Genomic DNA, 19,334 nt, shown 5'->3' on the forward strand with positions numbered 1-19,334 from the left:
GGACAGTCGTTCCGGGAATTAGTGGCAATGGGACGCAATGGATGGCCGAGCGGGGCGACTTTCGCTTTGGGCTCGGGAGCCGACTTTTGTGAGTACACGCCCGGAGGAAGTTCGATCCCCGGTCCATCCACCAATGCCCGGTGAGCGGCGTCGTCTAGGCGGCGAGTTGCCTCGCCGCCGCCGAGATCATCACCAGCCCGCCCGTGATCACCGCAACGTCGAGGATCGCGGTGTGGATGTGCATCGGCATCCGCTCGACGAAGGCTTTTGCGAGGAACGCACCGGGAATCGCAATCGCACCGATCAGCAGCGCAAAAGCGAGCACCTGCGCGGTCACCGCGCCGGCAAGGCCGAACACCGAGATCTTGATCAGGCCGGTGCCGAGCGAGATCATCGCGTCGGTCGCGATCACCGCGGCGCCTTCGAGGCCTGCGGCCATCAGCAGCGAGAGCAGGATCACGCCGGAGCCCGAGGTGCCGCCGACCAGCACGCCGTAGCCGATCGAACCGGCCGCAAGGCCGGTATCGCCGATCCTGACCTCGCGGCGGCGGAGCACGCGGCGCAGTGGTACGCTCAGGATCAGCATGGTGCCGATCACGAGCGCCGCGCCCGCATTGGTCAGACGCGTGTAACCGTAGGCGCCGAGCGCGGTCGTCAGCGCCGCGCAGGCGAGCACGATCAGAGTGCGGCGGCGGTCGGCATAGCGCAGGTAAGCTACCGCGCGGCTGAGATTGGTGAAGATCGCGGAGATCGCGATGATCGGCACCACTGGCTCGGCGCCGACCAGCGGCACCAGCACCAGCGGCATCAAAGCGCCGGTACCGTAGCCGGCAAGACCACCGATGATCGAAGCCAACAACGCCATCGTTGCTACCAGCAGGAGCTGATAAGTCGAGATGTCGGCGAAGCCTGAAACGATGCTCACGTTCTCTCGTCGCGGCGGACGCGGGCGGCAGCTTGATCGGCGATGGCAGCAAGCGCGGCTTGCTCTAGTGGAAAATCCGCCGCAAGCCAAGCGTCCTCGGCGAGCGTCAAGACATGTCCGAGCGCAGGTCCTTCCGCCATGCCGCGCGCGATGAAATCGGCCGCCTTCAATGGAAATTTCGGCGCAGTCCAGCGCTGCGGCAGCTCGGCGAGCGCACGCCAGCGCGACGACGCGACGTCGCCGGCCCGGGCCCAGGCCAGCAACACGCGATCGTGATAGCGCTCTGCGCCGAGCCGGTAGAGCAGCCGCCGCGCCTTCGGCTCGTCCTTGGCAGCCAAGCGCCACCAGCGGTGCCCCATCGAATCCAGCGCCTTGGTCTCGGTATTGGAGAGCCGCAGGCGCGCGGCGACCCGCTTGGCATCTTCGGTGACGGCGACCGTCAGCGCGGCCAGGCGCCGCGTGCTGCTTGCGGTGAGACCGAGCTCGCGCTCGATTGCGATCATCGCCGACAGCGGCCCCGTATAGACCACGCCTCCGGTCAGCGCCTGCAGCAATCCACCCTCCGCCATGGCCAGCACGGCCGCGGATGCACCGCCGGCGACCAGCAGCTTCAGCATCTCCATGCGCACCCGCTCGGCCGAGAGGTTCGCAAGGCCCGCGCGTCCCCGGATACAGGCGAGATAGCCGTCGCGGTCTGGCTCGCCGGCGCCAAAGGCCGCGTGGATGCGGAAGAAACGCAGGATGCGCAAATAATCCTCGGCGATGCGCTGGCCGGGATCGCCGATGAAGCGCACGCGGCGCGCTCTGGCATCCGCGATCCCGCCGACATAGTCGTGCACGATCCCGCTCGCATCGACGGACAGGCCGTTCATGGTGAAGTCGCGCCGCTCGGCATCCTTCACCCAGTCGCGGCCGAACGCGACCTTGGCCTTGCGGCCGAACGTTTCGGTGTCCTCGCGCAGCGTCGTCACTTCATAGGGATGCCCGTCGATGACGAGCGTGACGGTGCCGTGGTCGATCCCGGTCGGCACGCTCTTGATGCCGGCGGCCTTGGCACGCCGCATCACTTCGTCCGGCAACGCGGTGGTCGCGATGTCGATGTCACCGGGTGAGAGACCGAGCAGCGCGTTGCGCACCGCGCCGCCGACCACCCGCGCCTCCTCGCCATTCGCGCCGAGCAATTGCAGGACGCGCGCGGTCCCGCCTGCGGTCAGCCAGGGCGCATTGGCGAGTAACGGCTCCGCGCTCATCGTCCAGCCCTTATTTTTCCGTGCCCGGCACGAATTTGCCGTTCTCGATATGCGCGGGAACGTAGGTCGAGTCCGGTCCGGCGCCGGAGAAATGTGCAAGGCCGACCAGCCCCGCGATCACCAGCGCGATCGCCACCAGGGCAAGGCGCGCGACGATGGTGACCGGCCAGGACGATCGCGCGAACAGGCCGGATCGGCTGGCGGCCAGGAACAGCGCATAGACGGCAAAGGGAATAAGGAAGATTCCGATCTCGGTCAGAACCGTCCGGATCATGACGAATAGATCCGCTCATACAGCACACGCAGCATTCCCGCCGTCGCACCCCAGATGTAGCGTTCCGCGAACGGCATCGCGTAATAGGAACGCTCCATGCCGCGGAATTCCTTGCTGTGCACCTGATGGTTCACCGGGTTCATCAGGAAGGATAGCGGCACTTCGAATGCGTCATCAACCTCTGAATGGTTGATCGTGAGCTCGAAGCCCGGCCGCACCCTGGCCACTGTCGGCAGGATGCGGAAGCCGAACGCGGTCCCGTAGAGGTCGAGATAGCCGATCGGCTCGACGAAGTCGCGCGACAGCCCAATCTCCTCCTCGGCCTCGCGCAGCGCCGCATCGAGCGGCGAGGAGTCGGTCGCGTCGATCTTGCCGCCAGGAAAAGCGATCTGGCCGGCATGGTCGTTCAGATGCGCCGAGCGCTGCGTCAGCAGGATGGTCGGCTCGGGATGGTCGACTACTGCGATCAGGACCGCCGCCGGCCGTACCGGCTGCTCGCGCGCGATGATCTCGAGCATCCTGTCGGTGCCGGGATCGCCCGAGGCGGGAATGATGTTCGGATCATAGAGACCAGGCGGGACGTCGAAATCAAGCTTGGCCCTGGAGCGGGCGAAGAAATCCGCCGCACTGAGCGCGACCGGATCGTTCTTCAGGATAGGTTTGTTCAAAGCGCGGCCCTCACCTGCTCAGCGTCGGCCATGGCGAAGAATTCGCCGGCCGACTCGACGCCGAACATCGGCTGGCCATCGACCATCCGCTCCTCGCCCATGTCAACCAGATCGTAATAGAGCGCGCGGGTGACCTTGGCCCAGAGATCGGCGCGGACATGCAAGTATGGCGTCAGCCCGCCGTCCGCGGCCTGCTCGAAACGCAGGCGGTGCGCGGCATCGCAGGTCACCCAGTCGTCGACATTGGTGCGGAAGCGCAGCACGCGATGGCCACCCTCGCGCTCCTTCAGCATCTCGACCGCCATGAACGGCGCGTCGTCGACGCGAATGCCGACCTTCTCCACCGGCGTGACCAGAAAATGCTTGTCGCCCTCGCGCTTCAGAATCGTCGAGAACAGGCGGACCAGCGCGTGACGCCCGATTGGCGTCCCCATGTAGAACCAAGTACCATCGGAGCCGATTCGGATATCGAGATCGCCGCAAAACGGCGGATTCCACAGATGCACCGGAGGCAGCCCCTTCGTGGCACCTTCGGCACTGGCAGCATTTTTGGCGGCGGCAGTCAGCCCCTCAAGGCCGCGATCGGCACTCTGCCCTTGGTTCGCCATGGTTTGCCCTGACTTTGTCCTTGGCACGATTGGTGCAGGTCTACGTTGTATTCGGGTGTGCGGTTCCACTGCGGATTAAATCCGATGTGCGAGGTCGCCACTTCGTGATGCCGTACATAACCCGAAGCCGATAAGGTGGGGATAGGTTAATTCAACGAATACATGGCCTTCCTGCAAGTCTAGCATAGGCCCATGATCCGGCGTGATGACCTGACGCGATGTGCCGACGTGACGACGCAGGCAAGCCGCGTGGCAGGCTGAAGGAGAGCGAGCGAATGGCGGAAAGTGTCGAGAAACTCGAAGACGGAATCGTCCGTTCGGCCGAGCAGGTATCTAGCCAAATTCGCGCGGCGAAGGAGGCGATCGCCTCGGTCATCTTCGGCCAGGATCGCGTGATCGAGAACACGCTGGTTACGATCCTCTCCGGCGGTCATGCGCTGCTGATCGGCGTGCCCGGTCTCGCCAAGACCAAGCTGGTCGAGACGCTCGGCGTCACGCTGGGCCTCGACGCCAAGCGCATCCAGTTCACGCCCGATTTGATGCCCTCGGACATTCTCGGCGCCGAGGTATTAGACGAGAGCACCGCGGGCAAGCGGGCCTTCCGCTTTATTGCCGGTCCGGTGTTCGCGCAGCTGCTGATGGCCGACGAGATCAACCGCGCCAGCCCGCGCACGCAGTCGGCGCTGCTGCAGGCGATGCAGGAGCAGCACATCACGGTTGCGGGTGCGCGCCATGACCTGCCGAAGCCGTTCCACGTGCTCGCCACGCAAAACCCGCTGGAGCAGGAAGGCACCTATCCGCTGCCCGAGGCGCAGCTCGACCGCTTCCTGATGGAGATCGACGTCGACTATCCCGATCGGGATGCCGAGCGCCGCATCCTGTTCGAGACCACCGGCGCCGAGGAGACGCTGGCCAGGGGCTCGATGAGCGCCGATGCGCTGATCGTCGCGCAGCGGCTGATCCGGCGCCTGCCGGTCGGCGATTCCGTCGTGGAGGCGATCCTGTCGCTGGTGCGTTCGGCCCGTCCGGGCGCGGAGAGCGGCGAGGCCGGCAAGTTCATCGCCTGGGGCCCCGGCCCGCGCGCCAGCCAATCGCTGATGCTGGCCGTGCGCGCGCGTGCGCTGATCGACGGCCGTCTCGCGCCTTCGATCGACGACGTGCTCGACCTCGCCGAGCCCGTGCTGAAGCACCGCATGGCGCTGACCTTCCAGGCGCGCGCCGAAGGCCGCACGATTCCGGACGTGATCCGGCAATTGAAGACACGGATTGGTTGATGGCGGCAGAGAACGGGCACACAGCGAAGGAGATCATCGCGATCCGACGTGCCGATGGCGAAAGCCGCACGCTCGCCGCTTCGCTGCCGCGCCTGGTGCTGGAGGCCCGCCGTATCGCCGCCAACGTCATCCACGGCCTGCACGGCCGCCGGCGTGCCGGCTCCGGCGAAAGCTTCTGGCAATACCGCCGCTTCGTCTCGGGCGAGCCGTCGCAGAACGTCGACTGGCGCCGCTCGGCGCGTGATGACCATCTTTACGTCCGCGAGCAGGAATGGGAGGCCGCACACACGGTTTGGATCTGGCCCGACCGCTCGCCCTCGATGGCCTTCGCGTCGAAAATCGCGCGCGAGTCCAAGCTCGAGCGCACGCTGATCGTCGCCTTCGCCCTGGCCGAGCTGCTCGTCTCCGGCGGCGAACGCGTCGGTGTTCCCGGACTGATGGCGCCGACGGCGAGCCGCAGCGTGATCGACAAGATGGCGCAAGCGATGCTGCATGACGACGCCGAACGCCTCAGCCTGCCGCCGTCCTTCGTGCCGTCGGCGCTCGCCGAGACGATCGTGCTGTCGGATTTCTGGTCGCCGATCTCCGAGATCAGGACGACGCTCACAGGGTTGTCCGGCTCCGGCGCGCATGGCACCCTAGTGCAGATCGTCGATCCCGCCGAAGAGTCGTTTCCGTACTCCGGCCGCGTCGAGTTCGTCGAGCCGGAGGGCTTCGGCGTGATCACCGCCGGCCGCGCCGAGAGCTGGGCACAGGATTACACCGCGCGGCTCGCGCTGCACCGCGACCAGATCCGCGCCGAGACCAACAAGCTCGACTGGCTGTTCACGACGCACGCGACCGAGCGCTCGGCCGCCGAGCTGCTGTTGTTCCTGCATGCCGGCATGCAGGTGAGCAAGTCGGGCGCCCGCACCACGGCGATCAAGGCGGGGCCGGCCGCATGATGGGATTGCCGCTCGCCTTCACCGAACCGCTGCTCCTGATCGGCCTCGTCAGCCTGCCCGTGCTGTGGTGGCTGCTGCGGGTGATGCCGCCGCGGCCCCGGCGGATCGAGTTTCCGCCGACGCGGCTGTTGTTCGACATCGCGCCGCGCGAAGAGACGCCCTCGCGGACGCCATGGTGGCTGACCGCGTTGCGGCTTCTAGCTGCGGCGCTCGTCATTTTCGCCGCCGCCGGCCCGATCTGGAATCCGCAAACAGGCGCCGCCGGCAGCAAGGCGCCGCTGATGATCATGTTCGACGATGGCTGGAGCGCGGCGTCGCACTGGGACATCAGGATCAGGGCCGCCGATGAGCTGATCGCCAACGCCGACAACGATCGCCGCGCCATCGCGCTGGTGCCGCTGTCGGAGCCGAACCGCGACATCACCCTGATGCCGGCGGGTGCGGCGCGCGTCGCGCTGCGCCAGCTCGCCCCGAAGCCTTATTCGATCGATCGCGTCGAGACCCTGGCCGCAATCGACCGTTTCCTGAAAACGACCGGCGACTGCGAGATCGCGTGGTTGTCTGACGGCGTCGACACCGGCCGCGGCGAAGAATTCGTGGCTGGCCTCGGCAAGACTGTCGGCGATCGCAGCCTGACCGTGTTCGAAGGCGGCACCTCTGCGCCGCTGGCGCTGGTCGCGGCCGAGAACGCCGCTGCCAGGATGACGGTGAAGGTGCTGCGCACCGACAGCGGCATCGCCGTCGGCACGGTGCGCGCGCTGGACCAGAAGGCCTCGCCGATCGGAGAAGCCCGTTATTCGTTCGGCCCGCAGGACAAGGAAACCGACGCAGCGTTCGATCTGCCGGTCGAGCTGCGCAACGACATCACGCGGCTCGAAATATCCGGCGAGCGCTCCGCCGGCGCGGTGCAGCTGCTCGACAAGCGCTGGCGCCGCCGCGCCATCGGCATCGTCTCGGGCTCAACCAGCGAAACCGCGCAGCCGCTGCTGGCGCCGACCTTCTACCTCACCCGCGCGCTGGCGCCGTTCGCAGACGTGCGGCTCGCCGACAAGGGCTCGCCGCAGCAGGGCATCACCCAATTCCTCGACCAGAAGCTGCCGATGATCATCCTCGCCGATGTCGGCACCATCGCGCCCGAGCTGCGGGAGCGCCTCAACGCCTGGATCGACCAGGGCGGCGTGCTGGTGCGGTTCGCGGGACCCCGCCTGGCGCAGGCCGAAGACGATCTCGTGCCGGTCAAGCTGCGCAAGGGTGGCCGCACGCTCGGCGGCAGCCTGACCTGGGAGAAGCCGCAGCATCTCGCCTCCTTCGCCGCCGACGGGCCGTTTGCCGGCGTCGTGGTCCCCAAGGACGTCACCGTGAGCCGCCAGGTGCTGGCCGAGCCCGACGCGGTGCTCGCCACCAAGAGCTGGGCTTCGCTGGAGGATGGCACGCCGCTGGTGACCGGCGAGCATCGCGGCAAGGGCCTCGTCAGCCTGTTCCACGTCAGCGCCGACATGCGCTGGTCGGATCTGCCAATGTCAGGCACTTTCGTCGAAATGCTGCGGCGTGTCGTCGACATGTCCGGCTACACCACCAAGCCCGGCGCCGGGGTCGCAGCCGAGACCACCGCCGAGACGGTGGCGCCGCTGCACATCCTCGACGGCTTCGGCGCCTTCGGCCCGCCGCCGGCCACCGCAAAACCGCTGCCCGCGGATTATCGCGACCGCGCCACACCCGATCATCCGCCGGGCTTCTATGGTCCGGCCGAAGGACCGCTTGCCGTGAACACGCTTGCCGCCGCCGACCGTATCGCAGCCCTGAACACCGCGAGCCTGCGCGCCCGGCACGCCACCTACACCAACGCCGAGCCGCGCGATTTGCGCGGCTGGCTGCTGTCGACGGCGCTTGCGCTGTTTCTGATCGACGCGGTCATCGTCGCTCTGCTCGGCGGCGGCATCGCCGCGCTGCTGCGCCGCCGCGCCGCGCCAGCGATGATCGTGCTCGGTATCGTGCTTGCAGGCCTCGCGTCGCTCTCGCCGGCGCCCTCGCGCGCCGACGGCGTCACGGACGATTTCGCGATGAAGGCGGTGTCGCAGACCCGCCTCGCCTATGTCGTGACAGGCAATGCCGACGTCGATTCCATCGTCAAGGCGGGGATGAACGGGCTGACGCTGTTCCTGGCGCAGCGCACTGCGCTCGAGGCCGGCGATCCCGTCGGCGTCAATCCCGCGCGCGACGAACTCGCCTTCTTTCCGCTGATCTACTGGCCGATCGTGCCCGGTGCGCCCAAGCCGCCGCAGGATGCCATCAACAAGATCGACGCCTACATGAAGCAGGGCGGCACCGTGCTGTTCGACACCCGCGATGCGATCGAAGCACCGCCCGGCGCGAACGGTGCCGCGCAGACCCCGGCCATGCAGACGCTGCGCGAGATCCTGTCCTCGCTCGACGTGCCCGAGCTCGAGCCGGTGCCGCGCGAGCACGTGCTAACCAAGACGTTCTACCTGCTGCGCGACTTTCCCGGCCGCTTCGTCACCGGCCAGACCTGGGTCGAGACCCTGCCGCGCGACGAGGACGAGGACAGCGCGCAGCGCCCGGCGCGCGGCGGCGACGGCGTCTCGCCGATCATCATCACCTCGAACGACCTTGCCGGCGCCTGGGCGGTGCGGCCCGACGGCCAGGCCATGCTGCCGGTGACCGGCGGCGACACCCGCCAGCGCGAATTCGCCTACCGCGCCGGCGCCAACATCGTGATGTACACCCTGACCGGCAACTACAAGGCCGACCAGGTGCACGCACCGGCGCTGATCGAACGGCTGGGGCAATAGGATCGATATGAATTACGGCATCGCGTTCACGCCACTTGTTCCCGCGATCGTGCTGTGGCTCGCCCTGGCCGCGATCGTCGTCGTCGCGCTGGTGCTGCTGCTGGCGCGCGCGCGCGGGGCGGCCGTGCGCGTCGCCGCGTTGGCGCTGTTCCTGCTGGCGCTCGCCAATCCCTCCTTCACCCGGGAGGATCGCGATCCCCTCACCTCGGTCGCCGCGGTTGTCGTTGACAAGAGTCCGAGCCAGAATTTCGGCGACCGCAATCGCGAGGCCGCGCAGGCGCAGGAGGCGCTGGTCGACAGCCTGAAGAAGATCAAGGGCCTCGAAGTCCGCGTCGTCGATGCAGGACAGGCGGACGGCGAGACCGACGGCACCAAACTGTTCGGCGCCCTCGCCTCGGCCCTGTCGGACGTGCCGGTCGACCGTGTCGCCGGCGCGTTCCTGATCACCGACGGCCGCGTCCATGACATTCCGGCGAACGCAACCGCGCTCGGCTTCCAGGCGCCGGTGCACGCGCTGGTCACCGGGCAGAAGGACGAGCGCGACCGCCGCATCGCGATCACGGCGGCGCCGCGCTTCGGCATCGTTGGGCAGACCCAGACCATCAGCTACCGCCTCGACGACCAGGGCGTCACCGGCGAGCGCGCCAAGGTCACGGTCCGCAGAGACGGCGAGGTCATCAACGAGCGCACGCTATCGAGCGGCCAGGCCGCAAGCGTCGACGTTGACATCAAGCATGCCGGCCCGAACATCGTCGAGATCGAGGCTTCGCCCCTCGAACGCGAATTGACGCCGGTGAACAACCGCGCCGTCGTCGCCATCGACGGCGTGCGCGACAAGCTGCGCGTGCTCTTGGTCTCGGGCGAGCCGCATTCCGGCGAGCGCACCTGGCGCAATCTGCTCAAGTCCGACGCCAGCGTCGATCTCGTGCATTTCACCATCCTGCGTCCACCGGAGAAGCAGGACGGCACGCCGATCAACGAATTGTCGCTGATCGCGTTTCCGACCCGCGAGCTGTTCCAGCAGAAGATCAACGAATTCCAGTTGATCATCTTCGACCGCTACGCTCGCCAGGGCGTGCTGCCGATCGCCTATTTCGACAACATCGCACGTTATGTCCGCTCGGGCGGCGCGGTGCTGGTCTCGGCCGGCCCCGACTACGCCTCCAACACCAGCATCTGGCGCACGCCGCTGGATTCGGTGCTGCCGGCCGAACCGGTCGGCGTGACGGAAAAGCCGTTCTATGCGCATCTGTCCGACATCGGCAAACGCCATCCGGTCACACGCGGGCTCGAGGGCTCCGCCAGCGAGCCGCCACACTGGAGCCGATTCTTCCGCACCGTCGACACCCGCAACGCCGTCAACCCGCCGGTCATGACCGGCGTCGATGGCAAGCCGCTGTTGTTCCTGTCGCGTTTCGGCGAGGGCCGCGTCGCGCTGCTGCTGTCCGATCACATCTGGCTGTGGGCGCGCGGCTATGAGGGCGGCGGCCCGCATCTCGACCTGCTCAGGCGGATGTCGCACTGGCTGATGAAGCAGCCGGATCTCGACGAAGAAGCGCTGCGCCTTCAGGTGCAGGGCAAGGATCTCGTCGTGGTGCGCCAGACCATGTCAGACAGCGTCCAGCCGGTGAACGTGACCTCGCCCTCGGGCGTGTCGCACGACCTGACGCTCAGCCCTGGCGATCCCGGCGAGTGGCGCGCCAGCCTGCCGGCGAACGAGCTCGGCCTGTGGCAGGCCACCGACGGCACGCTGAAGGCGCTGATCAATGTCGGCCCGACCAATCCGAAGGAGTTTTCGGAAGTCACCTCCACCACCGAAACCCTGAAGCCGCTCACCCAGGCGACCGGCGGCAACGCCGTGCGCGTGGTCGACGGCACCAGCGTCGAGCTGCCGCGCATCCTGCCGGTGCGCTCTGCGAGCGTCTTCCACGGCGACAATTGGATGGGAGTGCGGATGCGCGACGCCAGCGTCGTCAAAGGCGTCGGCGTGCTGCCGATCTTCGCCGGGCTGATCGGCCTGCTGTTGCTGCTCGGCGCCTTCGCCGCGACCTGGGTCCGCGAAGGGCGGTAAACTCACGAAGCTCGTTGAAATTCGGTTGGCTGTCCATCAAACACCTCTCCCCACGGGAGATGTCGAATTGCGTAGCAATTCGGGTGAGAGGCGGCAGCTCACCGTAGGACTGTAAACCCTCACCCGGATCGCATCTCTCGATGCGATCCGACTTCTCCCCACGGGAAAGGTGCTTCGAGTTCTGGGCACGCACCATTTAACCAGACATCCACTCTAGTTGCCGGAACGACACATCGGGTCGCGGCCCTGCGTGCGCCGATCCGGCCGCCGTTGACATCCACTGTCCGATCGGGCGATGTTACATTGTAACGCCGCGATGGCAGGGGATTGGCCGCGCGGTGTGGGGCGTTTTCGGATGAAATGGTTTCGGTCGAATGTGAGGCATGCTGCCCGGCTCGCGTTGTTCGCGATGCTGGTGCAGTTCGCGCTGACGTTCGGCCACAGCCACTGGTTCGCGCAGGCCGCCCTCGCCCAATCCTCGCTGCAGCAGACCGACGGCGTCAAGGACAGCGTCAAGGGCGTTGCTGCGATCGACCGCGCCGCAGTCCAGGCGCGATCGCCGGTCGGTCCCGACCGCGAGCATCCGGGCGAGGACAATTGCGCGATCTGCGCTGTCGTCGCGATGGCGTGCACAATTGTGTTCGCGACGCCGCCCGTGCTGCTGCTGCCGCAAGCGATCGAACTGCTCCACCGCACCACCGGCGCCGAATTCGTCCATCTGAAATCGGCCGGCACGGCATTCCAGCCCCGCGCCCCTCCCGCGTCCTGACCTCCAACGCTTGATCACGCCCAGCCTCGCTACTGTCGGCGAATGCCTGGGGGGAAGTTGAAGTCGAATTCCGTCGCGCTGCGACGGCAGGCCGCCTCCGATCAGCAGACGATACAATCATGCGGACGGCGCCTGAGTGGAATCAGGACCATGTCATTTCAATTGCGACGCGCGCAGCGTCTTGGCGGAGCAAGCCTGCTCCTGCTCAGTGCCGCCGCCACACCTGCCTTGGCCCAGTCGGCCGAGGACAAGTCGTCGACCGAGATTCCCGCGGTCACCGTGACGGCGCCGAGCCCGATCGTGCGCAGAGCGGTGGTGCCCTCCCGCACCGCAGGCCGCGGCACGCGGACCGCGCGGGTGCGCAGCCGCCAACAAACGGTGGAAGCGGCGCCCGCGGCATCCGCGCCCGCCGCGCCGCAGCAGGGCGTGCTGCCTGTTGTGACCAACCAGTTCGCTACCGTCACCGTGGTGCCGAACGAGGAGATCCGCCGCGAGGGCGGCGGCCAGCTCGGCGATCTCCTGTTCTCCAAGCCCGGCATCACCGGCTCGAGCTTCGCACCCGGCGCCTCGAGCCGGCCGATCATCAGAGGTCTCGACGTCAACCGGGTCGGCATCGTCGAGAACGGCACCAATGCCGGCGGCGCCTCCGATCTCGGTGAGGACCATTTCGTCCCGATCGATCCGCTCGCCACCAACCAGATCGAAGTGGTGCGCGGGCCGGCGGCGCTGCGCTACGGCTCGACCTCGATCGGCGGCGTCGTCAGCGCCACCAACAACCGGATTCCGGACGCGATGCCTGCTTGCGCGCCCTCATTCCAAACCTATGGCATGCCGACCAAGGCCCCGCTCGCGAGCGCCGCGACCGCTCCTTGCGTCACCGCCGAGACGCGCACCGCCTTCAGCTCGGTCGATCGCGGCGTCGAAAGCGGCGTGCTGCTCGACACCGGCGGCGGCAATTTTGCATTCCATGCCGACGCCTATGGCCGCACGACCTCCGACTATTATATCCCGAGCTATCCCTATCTGACCGACCAGTCGCGCCCGGTGAACGGCCGACAGCCGAACTCGGCGACTCGCTCGGACGGCGCCTCGATCGGCGGCTCCTACTTCTTCCAGGGCGGCTATATCGGCGCATCGATCACGCAGAACGACTCGCTCTACCACATCCCCGGCATCGACGGCGCCGACCACAACACGCGGATCGACGCACATCAGACCAAGATCAACGTCAAAGGCGAGTACCACCCCGACGCGGCCGCGATCGACGCGGTCCGCTTCTGGGCCGGCGCGACGGACTACCGGCACAACGAGATCGGCCTTGCCGATCCCGTCGACCCCAACAGCGACGGCGTGCGCCAGACCTTCACCAACAAGGAGCAGGAGATCCGCACCGAGGTGCAGCTGATGCCGTTCAATGCCCGCTTCGCCGAGGTGACGACGGCGCTGGGCTTCCAGGTCGGACATCAGGAATTGAGTGCGCCGAGCCCCGACAATCCCGGCACGCTGTTCAACGGCCTGTGGGACCCGAACAACAGCACGCGCGTTGCTGGTTACGCCTTCAACGAGTTCAAGTTCACCGAGGCGACGCGGGCACAGATCGCCGGTCGCATCGAGCATGTCGAGCTGCACGGCACGACGCCTGATTTCCCCGCCGATTACCTGCCCGACGGCACGCCGCAGACGGCGATCGCGCGCAATCCGTCCTTCACGCCGAAGAGCGGCAGCATCGGTCTGCTGCAGGACCTGCCGGGTGGCATGGTCGGCAGCGTCACCGCGCAATATGTCGAGCGCGCGCCGAAGGCGGCCGAGCTGTTTTCACGCGGCGGCCATGACGCGACCGCGACGTTCGACATCGGTAATCCGAACCTCACCATCGAGACCGCAAAATCGATCGAGGTCGGCCTGCGCAGGGCAACGGGGCCGTTCCGGTTCGAGGCAACGGTCTACTACACGCATTTCGACAATTTCATCTATCGCCGCCTCACCGGCGTGTCCTGCGATGACGACTTTGCGTCCTGCGGGGGACCAGATGGCGAGCTGAACCAGGCGGTCTATTCGCAACGCAATGCGAATTTCCGCGGCGGCGAATTCCAGTCGCAGCTCGACGTCGGCGCCTTCCAGGGCGGCATCTGGGGCATCGAGAACCAGCTCGACTTCGTCCGCGCCACCTTCAGCGACGGCACCAACGTGCCGCGGATTCCGCCGCTCAGAATGGGCGGCGGCGTATTCTGGCGCGACGACAACTGGCTGATGCGCGTCAACCTGCTGCACGCCTTCGCGCAGAACAACGTCGCGGTGATCGCGGAGACGCCGACAGCGGGCTACAATTTGCTGAAAGCCGAGGTCAGCTACAAGACCAAGCTCGACCGCAACTGGTTCGGCGCGCGCGAAATGATGGCGGGCATCGTCGGCAACAATCTCCTCAACGAGAACATCCGCAACTCGGTGTCCTACACCAAGGACGAGGTGCTGATGCCCGGCATTGGCGTGCGGGCATTTGCGAACTTCAAGTTCTAAGCTCATACAGTCGGGGCCCACAGCGGCCCCGGCTGGCCTCGCCCGGCTGGTTCACGCCGTCGCAATGACCGAGTATCGGCACCGCCGCGCTTCCAATTCACAGCGTCGTAGCACCTACCTCCGCGCCTTGCTCCAGTCCGGCGCAACCCGCCCCGATACGCCTTCGAAGGCGCCGTCGACGAGCTCGAACACCAGAATGCGGGCGGGGTCAACCGGACCCGGCATGGTGACGCGGCCCTTTGCGACCGGCTTGAAGCCGACGCGGCTGTAATAGGGTTCATCGCCGACCAGGAGCACGATGGCGTGGCCTTTTTCCTTGGCGTCCTTCAGCGCGCGCTCCATCAGGAGACGGCCGATGCCGCGGTCGCGGAACGGCGGCTCGACGGTGAGCGGCCCCAGCAGCAGCGCCGGCGTGTCGCCGATCAGAATCGGCAACTGCCTGACCGAGCCGACCAGCAGCGTCCCGATGCGCGCGGTGAAAGACAATTCGAGCAGATGGTCGACATGCTCGCGGATGCGGTAGGCGCTGAGCACGAAGCGGCCGGGGCCGAAGGTGCGTTCGTGCAGCCGTTCGATCGCCTGAGCGTCGCCGGCGGCCTCGGGAAGGATGGTGAGTGAGAGATCGCTCATGTCAGCGCGCGGGATAGCACCTGGACGCAGCGCGGTCCATCGGGCAGCAAAGATGCTCAGTTCCTTTTTCAGCGCCGACGGGAGGCGTTCTGACTCGCCAGTTTGCACCGTTGAACCACAACCCTCACGCACTGGCACGGGCCGCCCTCATCGCCACGTCGCAATCAGCGGCTTACCGTCCAGCACTTCCGCGATCCGCAGCCGTGTGCCGGGCGTGGTCCCCTCGGGCAGCGCCGTGATCGCGAAGAACCCGCATTCGACGATCTCGCGGTTCGGTCCGGGCAGGCGGTCCTGGCTGAACTGCCTGACGACGTAGACGGCGACGTGGTCGCGGCGGGAGACGTGGCTGTTGAGGAAGATGCCGTGCAGCACGGCGTCCCCGGTGAGATCAATGTCGCCCTCCTCCTTGAGTTCGCGCCGCAGCGCCTGCGCCATGGTCTCGCCGAAGTCGACGCCGCCGCCGGGCAGGTACCAACCGGTGACGTAGCTGTGCCTGACCAGAAACACCCGGTTCTCGGCGTCCAGCACCACGGCGCGGACGCCGAGCGTCATCCCGCGAACCAGCAGGAAATAGGCATGGAAGAGGTGCCGCAGCAGCGGCTCGCATTGTCGTCGAATGCTGTTCAGACGTTCTCGCATCAGGCCTTCTTGACGCCCCATTTCGAGCCGCGCTTGCGCGCTGGCTGCGACCTTGCCATTACAGCGCAGCAATAGCGAGGCAATCGCGCGCCATGGCCCCCTTCACGCTCGCCCATCTGTCCGACCCGCATCTGCCGCCACTGCCGAAGCCGCGGCTGATCGAGCTCGCGGGCAAGCGCGCGCTCGGCTACATCAACTGGACGCGCAACCGGCACAAATATCAGCGCCGCGAGGTGCTCGACGCGCTGGTCGCCGATATGAAGGCCCAGGCGCCCGACCACATCGCGGTGACGGGCGATCTCGTCAACCTCGCGCTGGAAGCCGAGTTCGCGCCGGCCCTGGCTTGGCTCGAAAGCGTCGGTCCGCCCGACCGCGTCACCGCGATTCCCGGCAATCACGACGCCTATGTCAGCGCGACGCGCCATCGCTTCGGCGAGACGTTCCTGCACTACATCGCCGCGGATACGCCCGATACCGTTGCCTTCCCCGCCGTGCGCCGGCGCGGGCCGCTCGCGCTGATCAGCCTGTCCACGGCGGTACCGACCCTGCCGCTGATGGCGACGGGCACGCTCGGGCGCGATCAGCTCGCGGCCCTCGCAGAGGTGCTCGAGCGGCTCGCGGCGGAAGACGTCTTCCGCGTGCTGCTGGTGCACCATCCGCTGAGATCCGTCGCGCGCCAGAAGCGGATGACGGACGCGGCCGAGCTGCTGGCCCTGTTGAAACGGCACGGCGTCGAGCTGATCCTGCACGGGCACGACCACATTCATTCGACGATGTGGTTCGAGGGCCCGAACGGCAATATTCCCGCACTCGGCGTGCCTTCGGCGTCGGCGCTCGCGCACGGACGTTACCCGGCGGCGGCGTATAACCTGTTCACGATCGAAAAGGACAATGCCGGCTGGCGCTGCGAGCAGACGGTGCGGAGCCTGGGCGCTGGATTTCAGATCGGGCAGATCAAGCATGCGCGGTTGATTTAGTTCGCCGTCATTGCGAGCGAAGCGAAGCAAATCCAGAGCCCCTCCGCGGAAAGATTCCTGGATTGCATCGCTTCGCTCGCAATGACGGCGGAGAGAAATTCACCGGCCCCGCTTGGTAGCCCGGATGGAGCGTAGCGTAATCCGGGGCAGTGCATCTGTCGCGACAGGTATCCCGGATTGCGCTTCGCTCGATCCGGGCTACGAGAATTGTCCTCACCAGCTCCGCAAGGCCGCTACTACGGCAAGGCCGAACAGCGCCGCGGCGCCGAGAATGAAGCCGAACAGGAACGGCCACACGCGCGAGCGGCGCGGCGGCTCGGCGGCGGGCTTCGGCTCGGGCGGCACCACCATCGCGCGCTCGCGCTCGATCATGCGGCGCGCGACATAATCGGTGACGGCCTCGACGATAACCGCAGTGTCGTGCGATTCGGCGAGCACGATGCGGCCGAAGCGGGTGTCCTGAACGAAGCGGTACATCCGCTTGTCACGCCCCATCAAGATGTGGGCGACGACGTCGATCCAGAGCCTGGGCGTATCGCCCTGGCTGATGCCGCGGTCGAAGAGGTCGATCTGCTCCGGCACCTGCGCGAACAGAGGATCGAGCGCGTCGTTGAGGATCTCCAGCCGGGCCACCTCGGCATCCCTGAGGTCGACGACCACGCCGGTCCGGTCGGCGGCCTCGATCCGGGCGCGCAACAGTGCATCGCGCAGCCGCACCGGGCGCGGCTGGCTGGGATGAATCCCGCTGGTTTCGGGCTCTGACATTGTCGGCCTCGTCCTCAAACACGGGAGTTAACCTATCAGCAACCACAGCGCCCGCAAAGGGTCCACAATTCCAGATACTTACGGCGGCCACAGACGTTTCACCTGTGCCGAAAACAGACGATCCCACCCAGGCTAAGGCCTAGGTGGGACCATCCGTCCTTGGACGTCTTCTTAGTTCGATCGGCAGCCGGGATCCTTAGGCCGAGACCCGCGACGGCTCTTCCACGATGGAGAAGCGGACGCCGGCCTTGTAGCGGCTCTCTTCCGACACCTCGCGCCAGCAGTCCTCGGCTTCCTTGCGGGTCTTGAACGGACCTTTGACCTGGGCCGAGCCTTCCACGAGCTTGTGGAAGTTCATCGAACCGAACTCGCCGCCGATCACCCAGAAATTGCTGCCTTTGGTCATGTCAGTCTCCTGTCGAAGTGCGTGATGCGTTAGCCGAACTGGTTCATCGTGTTGTGGGCGCCGCCCGCCTTCAGGGCAGCTTCGCCGGCGAAATATTCCTTATGGTCGTCGCCGATATCGGAGCCGGCCATGTTCTGATGCTTGACGCAGGCGATGCCCTGACGGATCTCGGCGCGCTGGACGTTCTTGACGTAGCCGAGCATGCCCTGCTCGCCGAAATATTCCCGCGCCAGATTGTCGGTCGACAGCGCCGCGGTGTGATAGGTCGGCAGCGTGATCAGATGGTGGAAGATGCCGGCACGCTTGGCCGAATCCGCCTGGAAGGTGCGGATGCGCTCGTCGGCTTCCTTCGCCAGCGGCGTGTCATCATATTCCGCCTTCATCAGCTCGGCACGGTTGTACTGGCTGATGTCCTTGCCGGCTTCCTTCATCGCATCGTAGACCTGCCAACGGAAGTTGAGGGTCCAGTTGAAGGACGGCGAGTTGTTGTAGGCCAGCTTCGCGTTGGGAACCACCTTGCGGATGCGGTCGACCATCTTGGCGATCTGCTCGATATGCGGCTTCTCGGTCTCGATCCAGAGCAGGTCGGCGCCGTTCTGAAGCGAGGTGATACAGTCCAGCACGCAGCGGTCTTCGCCGGTGCCCGGGCGGAACTGATAGAGGTTGGAGGGCAGCCGCTTCGGACGCATCATCTTGCCGTTACGGTTGATGATGACGTCGCCGTTCCTGGCGTTCTCCGCCGTCACTTCCTCGCAATCCAGGAAGCTGTTGTACTGGTCGCCGATGTCGCCGGGCCTGTGGCTGACGGCGATCTGCTGCGTCAGGCCGGCCCCGAGCGAGTCGGTGCGGGTCACGACGACGCCGTCTTCGACGCCGAGCTCGAGGAAGGCGTGGCGGCAGGCGCGGATCTTCGCGAGGAAAACGTCATGCGGCACGGTAACCTTGCCGTCCTGGTGGCCGCACTGCTTCTCGTCGGAGACCTGGTTCTCGATCTGGAGCGCGCAGGCGCCCGCTTCGATCATCTTCTTGGCGAGCAGATAGGTCGCCTCCGCATTGCCGAAGCCGGCGTCGATGTCGGCGATGACGGGCACGACATGCGTCTGGAAGTTGTCGATCTTCTCGATCAGCTCCTTCTCCCTGACCTTGTCGCCTTCCTTGCGGGCCTTGTCGAGCGCGCGGAAGATGTCGTTGAGCTCGCGCGAGTCGGCCTGGCGCAGGAAAGTGTAGAGCTCCTCGATCAGGGCGGGCACCGAGGTCTTCTCGTGCATCGACTGGTCGGGCAGCGGGCCGAATTCGGAGCGCAGCGCGGCGATCATCCAGCCCGACAAATACAGGTAGGTGCGATCGGTCTTGCCAAAGTGCTTCTTGACCGAGATCAGCTTCTGCTGGGCGATGAAGCCGTGCCAGCAGCCCAGCGACTGGGTGTACTTGGTGGGGTCGCCGTCATAGGCGGCCATGTCGGCCCGCATCAGCGCGGCGGTGTAGCGGGCGATATCGAGGCCGGTCTTGAAACGGTTCTGCAGGCGCATGCGTGCGACGGCCTCGGCCTTCACCCCGTTCCAGGTCGGCTGGGTCTCAAGGAGCGCCTGAGCCGCCTCGATTTCGCTCTGATACGAAGCCGGGCGCAGGAGGGTGCTGATGCCGCGGGGCTGATAGTTCATGTGCCTGATCCTTTCGCTATCGACGGGCGAGCCATCGACATTCTTGACAATGCATTGCGAAATGCGTGTCAGGAGCTAAACGCGAAAACAGAAACTTCGTACAGATGGCTTGTTTCTTATTGGTGATGTCATGTAACATAAGAACA

At 66.3% G+C, this 19,334-nt stretch carries 17 protein-coding genes; 7 read left to right on the forward strand and 10 right to left on the reverse strand.

All coding sequences use genetic code 11. From position 1 onward, the window contains the following. Positions 1-154: 154 nt before the first annotated feature. From IVB12_RS18035 to IVB12_RS18055, 5 genes are read right to left on the reverse strand one after another with little or no spacing between them, the layout of a single operon-like run. The gene (locus IVB12_RS18035) at positions 155-925 is read right to left on the reverse strand and encodes a sulfite exporter TauE/SafE family protein (protein ID WP_247300909.1); all 771 of its coding nucleotides are present in this window, start codon (positions 923-925) and stop codon (positions 155-157) included. Then, positions 922-2,175 (reverse strand): CCA tRNA nucleotidyltransferase, encoded by a 1,254-nt coding sequence (locus IVB12_RS18040; RefSeq protein ID WP_247300910.1) that lies wholly within the window; start codon positions 2,173-2,175, stop codon positions 922-924. Before IVB12_RS18040 ends, IVB12_RS18035 begins: the two co-directional genes overlap by 4 nt. Before the next feature lie 10 nt (positions 2,176-2,185). Beyond that, the gene (locus IVB12_RS18045; RefSeq protein ID WP_247300911.1) at positions 2,186-2,449 is read right to left on the reverse strand and encodes a DUF6111 family protein; all 264 of its coding nucleotides are present in this window, start codon (positions 2,447-2,449) and stop codon (positions 2,186-2,188) included. Next, positions 2,446-3,117, reverse strand: coding sequence for a CoA pyrophosphatase (locus IVB12_RS18050; RefSeq protein ID WP_247300912.1), 672 nt, complete (start codon positions 3,115-3,117; stop codon positions 2,446-2,448). The genes IVB12_RS18045 and IVB12_RS18050 overlap by 4 nt, the downstream gene beginning before the upstream one ends. After that, positions 3,114-3,725 carry a DUF1285 domain-containing protein gene (locus tag IVB12_RS18055; protein WP_247300913.1) on the reverse strand — a complete coding sequence of 204 codons (612 nt, stop codon included), beginning with the start codon at positions 3,723-3,725 and terminating at the stop codon, positions 3,114-3,116. Before IVB12_RS18055 ends, IVB12_RS18050 begins: the two co-directional genes overlap by 4 nt. Positions 3,726-4,000: 275 nt before the next feature. On the opposite strand from IVB12_RS18055, the gene IVB12_RS18060 reads away from it, so the two are divergent. From IVB12_RS18060 to IVB12_RS18085, 6 genes are all read left to right on the forward strand, one after another. Then, the gene (locus tag IVB12_RS18060) at positions 4,001-4,999 is read left to right on the forward strand and encodes a MoxR family ATPase (RefSeq protein WP_247300914.1); all 999 of its coding nucleotides are present in this window, start codon (positions 4,001-4,003) and stop codon (positions 4,997-4,999) included. Beyond that, a complete protein-coding gene (locus tag IVB12_RS18065) occupies positions 4,999-5,943 on the forward strand; it encodes a DUF58 domain-containing protein (protein WP_247300915.1) in 945 nt (314 codons plus the stop codon). Before IVB12_RS18060 ends, IVB12_RS18065 begins: the two co-directional genes overlap by 1 nt. Beyond that, on the forward strand, positions 5,940-8,753 hold the full coding sequence (locus IVB12_RS18070; protein ID WP_247300916.1) for a DUF4159 domain-containing protein: 2,814 nt from the start codon (positions 5,940-5,942) through the stop codon (positions 8,751-8,753). Before IVB12_RS18065 ends, IVB12_RS18070 begins: the two co-directional genes overlap by 4 nt. A 7-nt stretch (positions 8,754-8,760) precedes the next feature. Then, a complete protein-coding gene (locus IVB12_RS18075; protein ID WP_247300917.1) occupies positions 8,761-10,824 on the forward strand; it encodes a hypothetical protein in 2,064 nt (687 codons plus the stop codon). Positions 10,825-11,179: 355 nt separating this feature from the next. Next, positions 11,180-11,593, forward strand: a complete 414-nt coding sequence (locus tag IVB12_RS18080; RefSeq protein WP_247300918.1) for a DUF2946 family protein — start codon at positions 11,180-11,182, stop codon at positions 11,591-11,593. Positions 11,594-11,743: 150 nt separating this feature from the next. Continuing rightward, a complete protein-coding gene (locus IVB12_RS18085) occupies positions 11,744-14,110 on the forward strand; it encodes a TonB-dependent receptor (RefSeq protein ID WP_247300919.1) in 2,367 nt (788 codons plus the stop codon). 114 nt (positions 14,111-14,224) lie between these two features. On the opposite strand, the gene IVB12_RS18090 is transcribed toward IVB12_RS18085, so the two are convergent. Together IVB12_RS18090 and IVB12_RS18095 are read right to left on the reverse strand one after the other, a co-directional pair. Next, positions 14,225-14,740, reverse strand: coding sequence for an N-acetyltransferase (locus IVB12_RS18090; protein ID WP_247300920.1), 516 nt, complete (start codon positions 14,738-14,740; stop codon positions 14,225-14,227). Between the two features lie 147 nt (positions 14,741-14,887). Further along, positions 14,888-15,379: an NUDIX domain-containing protein gene (locus IVB12_RS18095; RefSeq protein WP_247300921.1), complete on the reverse strand. Its 492-nt coding sequence runs from the start codon at positions 15,377-15,379 to the stop codon at positions 14,888-14,890. A gap of 92 nt (positions 15,380-15,471) precedes the next feature. On the opposite strand from IVB12_RS18095, the gene IVB12_RS18100 reads away from it, so the two are divergent. Next, positions 15,472-16,356, forward strand: coding sequence for a metallophosphoesterase (locus IVB12_RS18100; protein ID WP_247300922.1), 885 nt, complete (start codon positions 15,472-15,474; stop codon positions 16,354-16,356). 213 nt (positions 16,357-16,569) lie between these two features. On the opposite strand, the gene IVB12_RS18105 is transcribed toward IVB12_RS18100, so the two are convergent. From IVB12_RS18105 to IVB12_RS18115, 3 genes are all read right to left on the reverse strand, one after another. Further along, a complete protein-coding gene (locus IVB12_RS18105) occupies positions 16,570-17,121 on the reverse strand; it encodes a hypothetical protein (RefSeq protein ID WP_247300923.1) in 552 nt (183 codons plus the stop codon). A gap of 196 nt (positions 17,122-17,317) precedes the next feature. After that, positions 17,318-17,527, reverse strand: coding sequence for a hypothetical protein (locus IVB12_RS18110; RefSeq protein ID WP_247279592.1), 210 nt, complete (start codon positions 17,525-17,527; stop codon positions 17,318-17,320). Positions 17,528-17,556: 29 nt separating this feature from the next. Then, complete coding sequence (locus IVB12_RS18115) at positions 17,557-19,188, reverse strand: isocitrate lyase (RefSeq protein WP_247300924.1); 1,632 nt, start codon at positions 19,186-19,188, stop codon at positions 17,557-17,559. Positions 19,189-19,334: the final 146 nt, after the last annotated feature.

Source organism: Bradyrhizobium sp. 179, assembly GCF_023073535.1.
GTDB lineage: Bacteria > Pseudomonadota > Alphaproteobacteria > Rhizobiales > Xanthobacteraceae > Bradyrhizobium.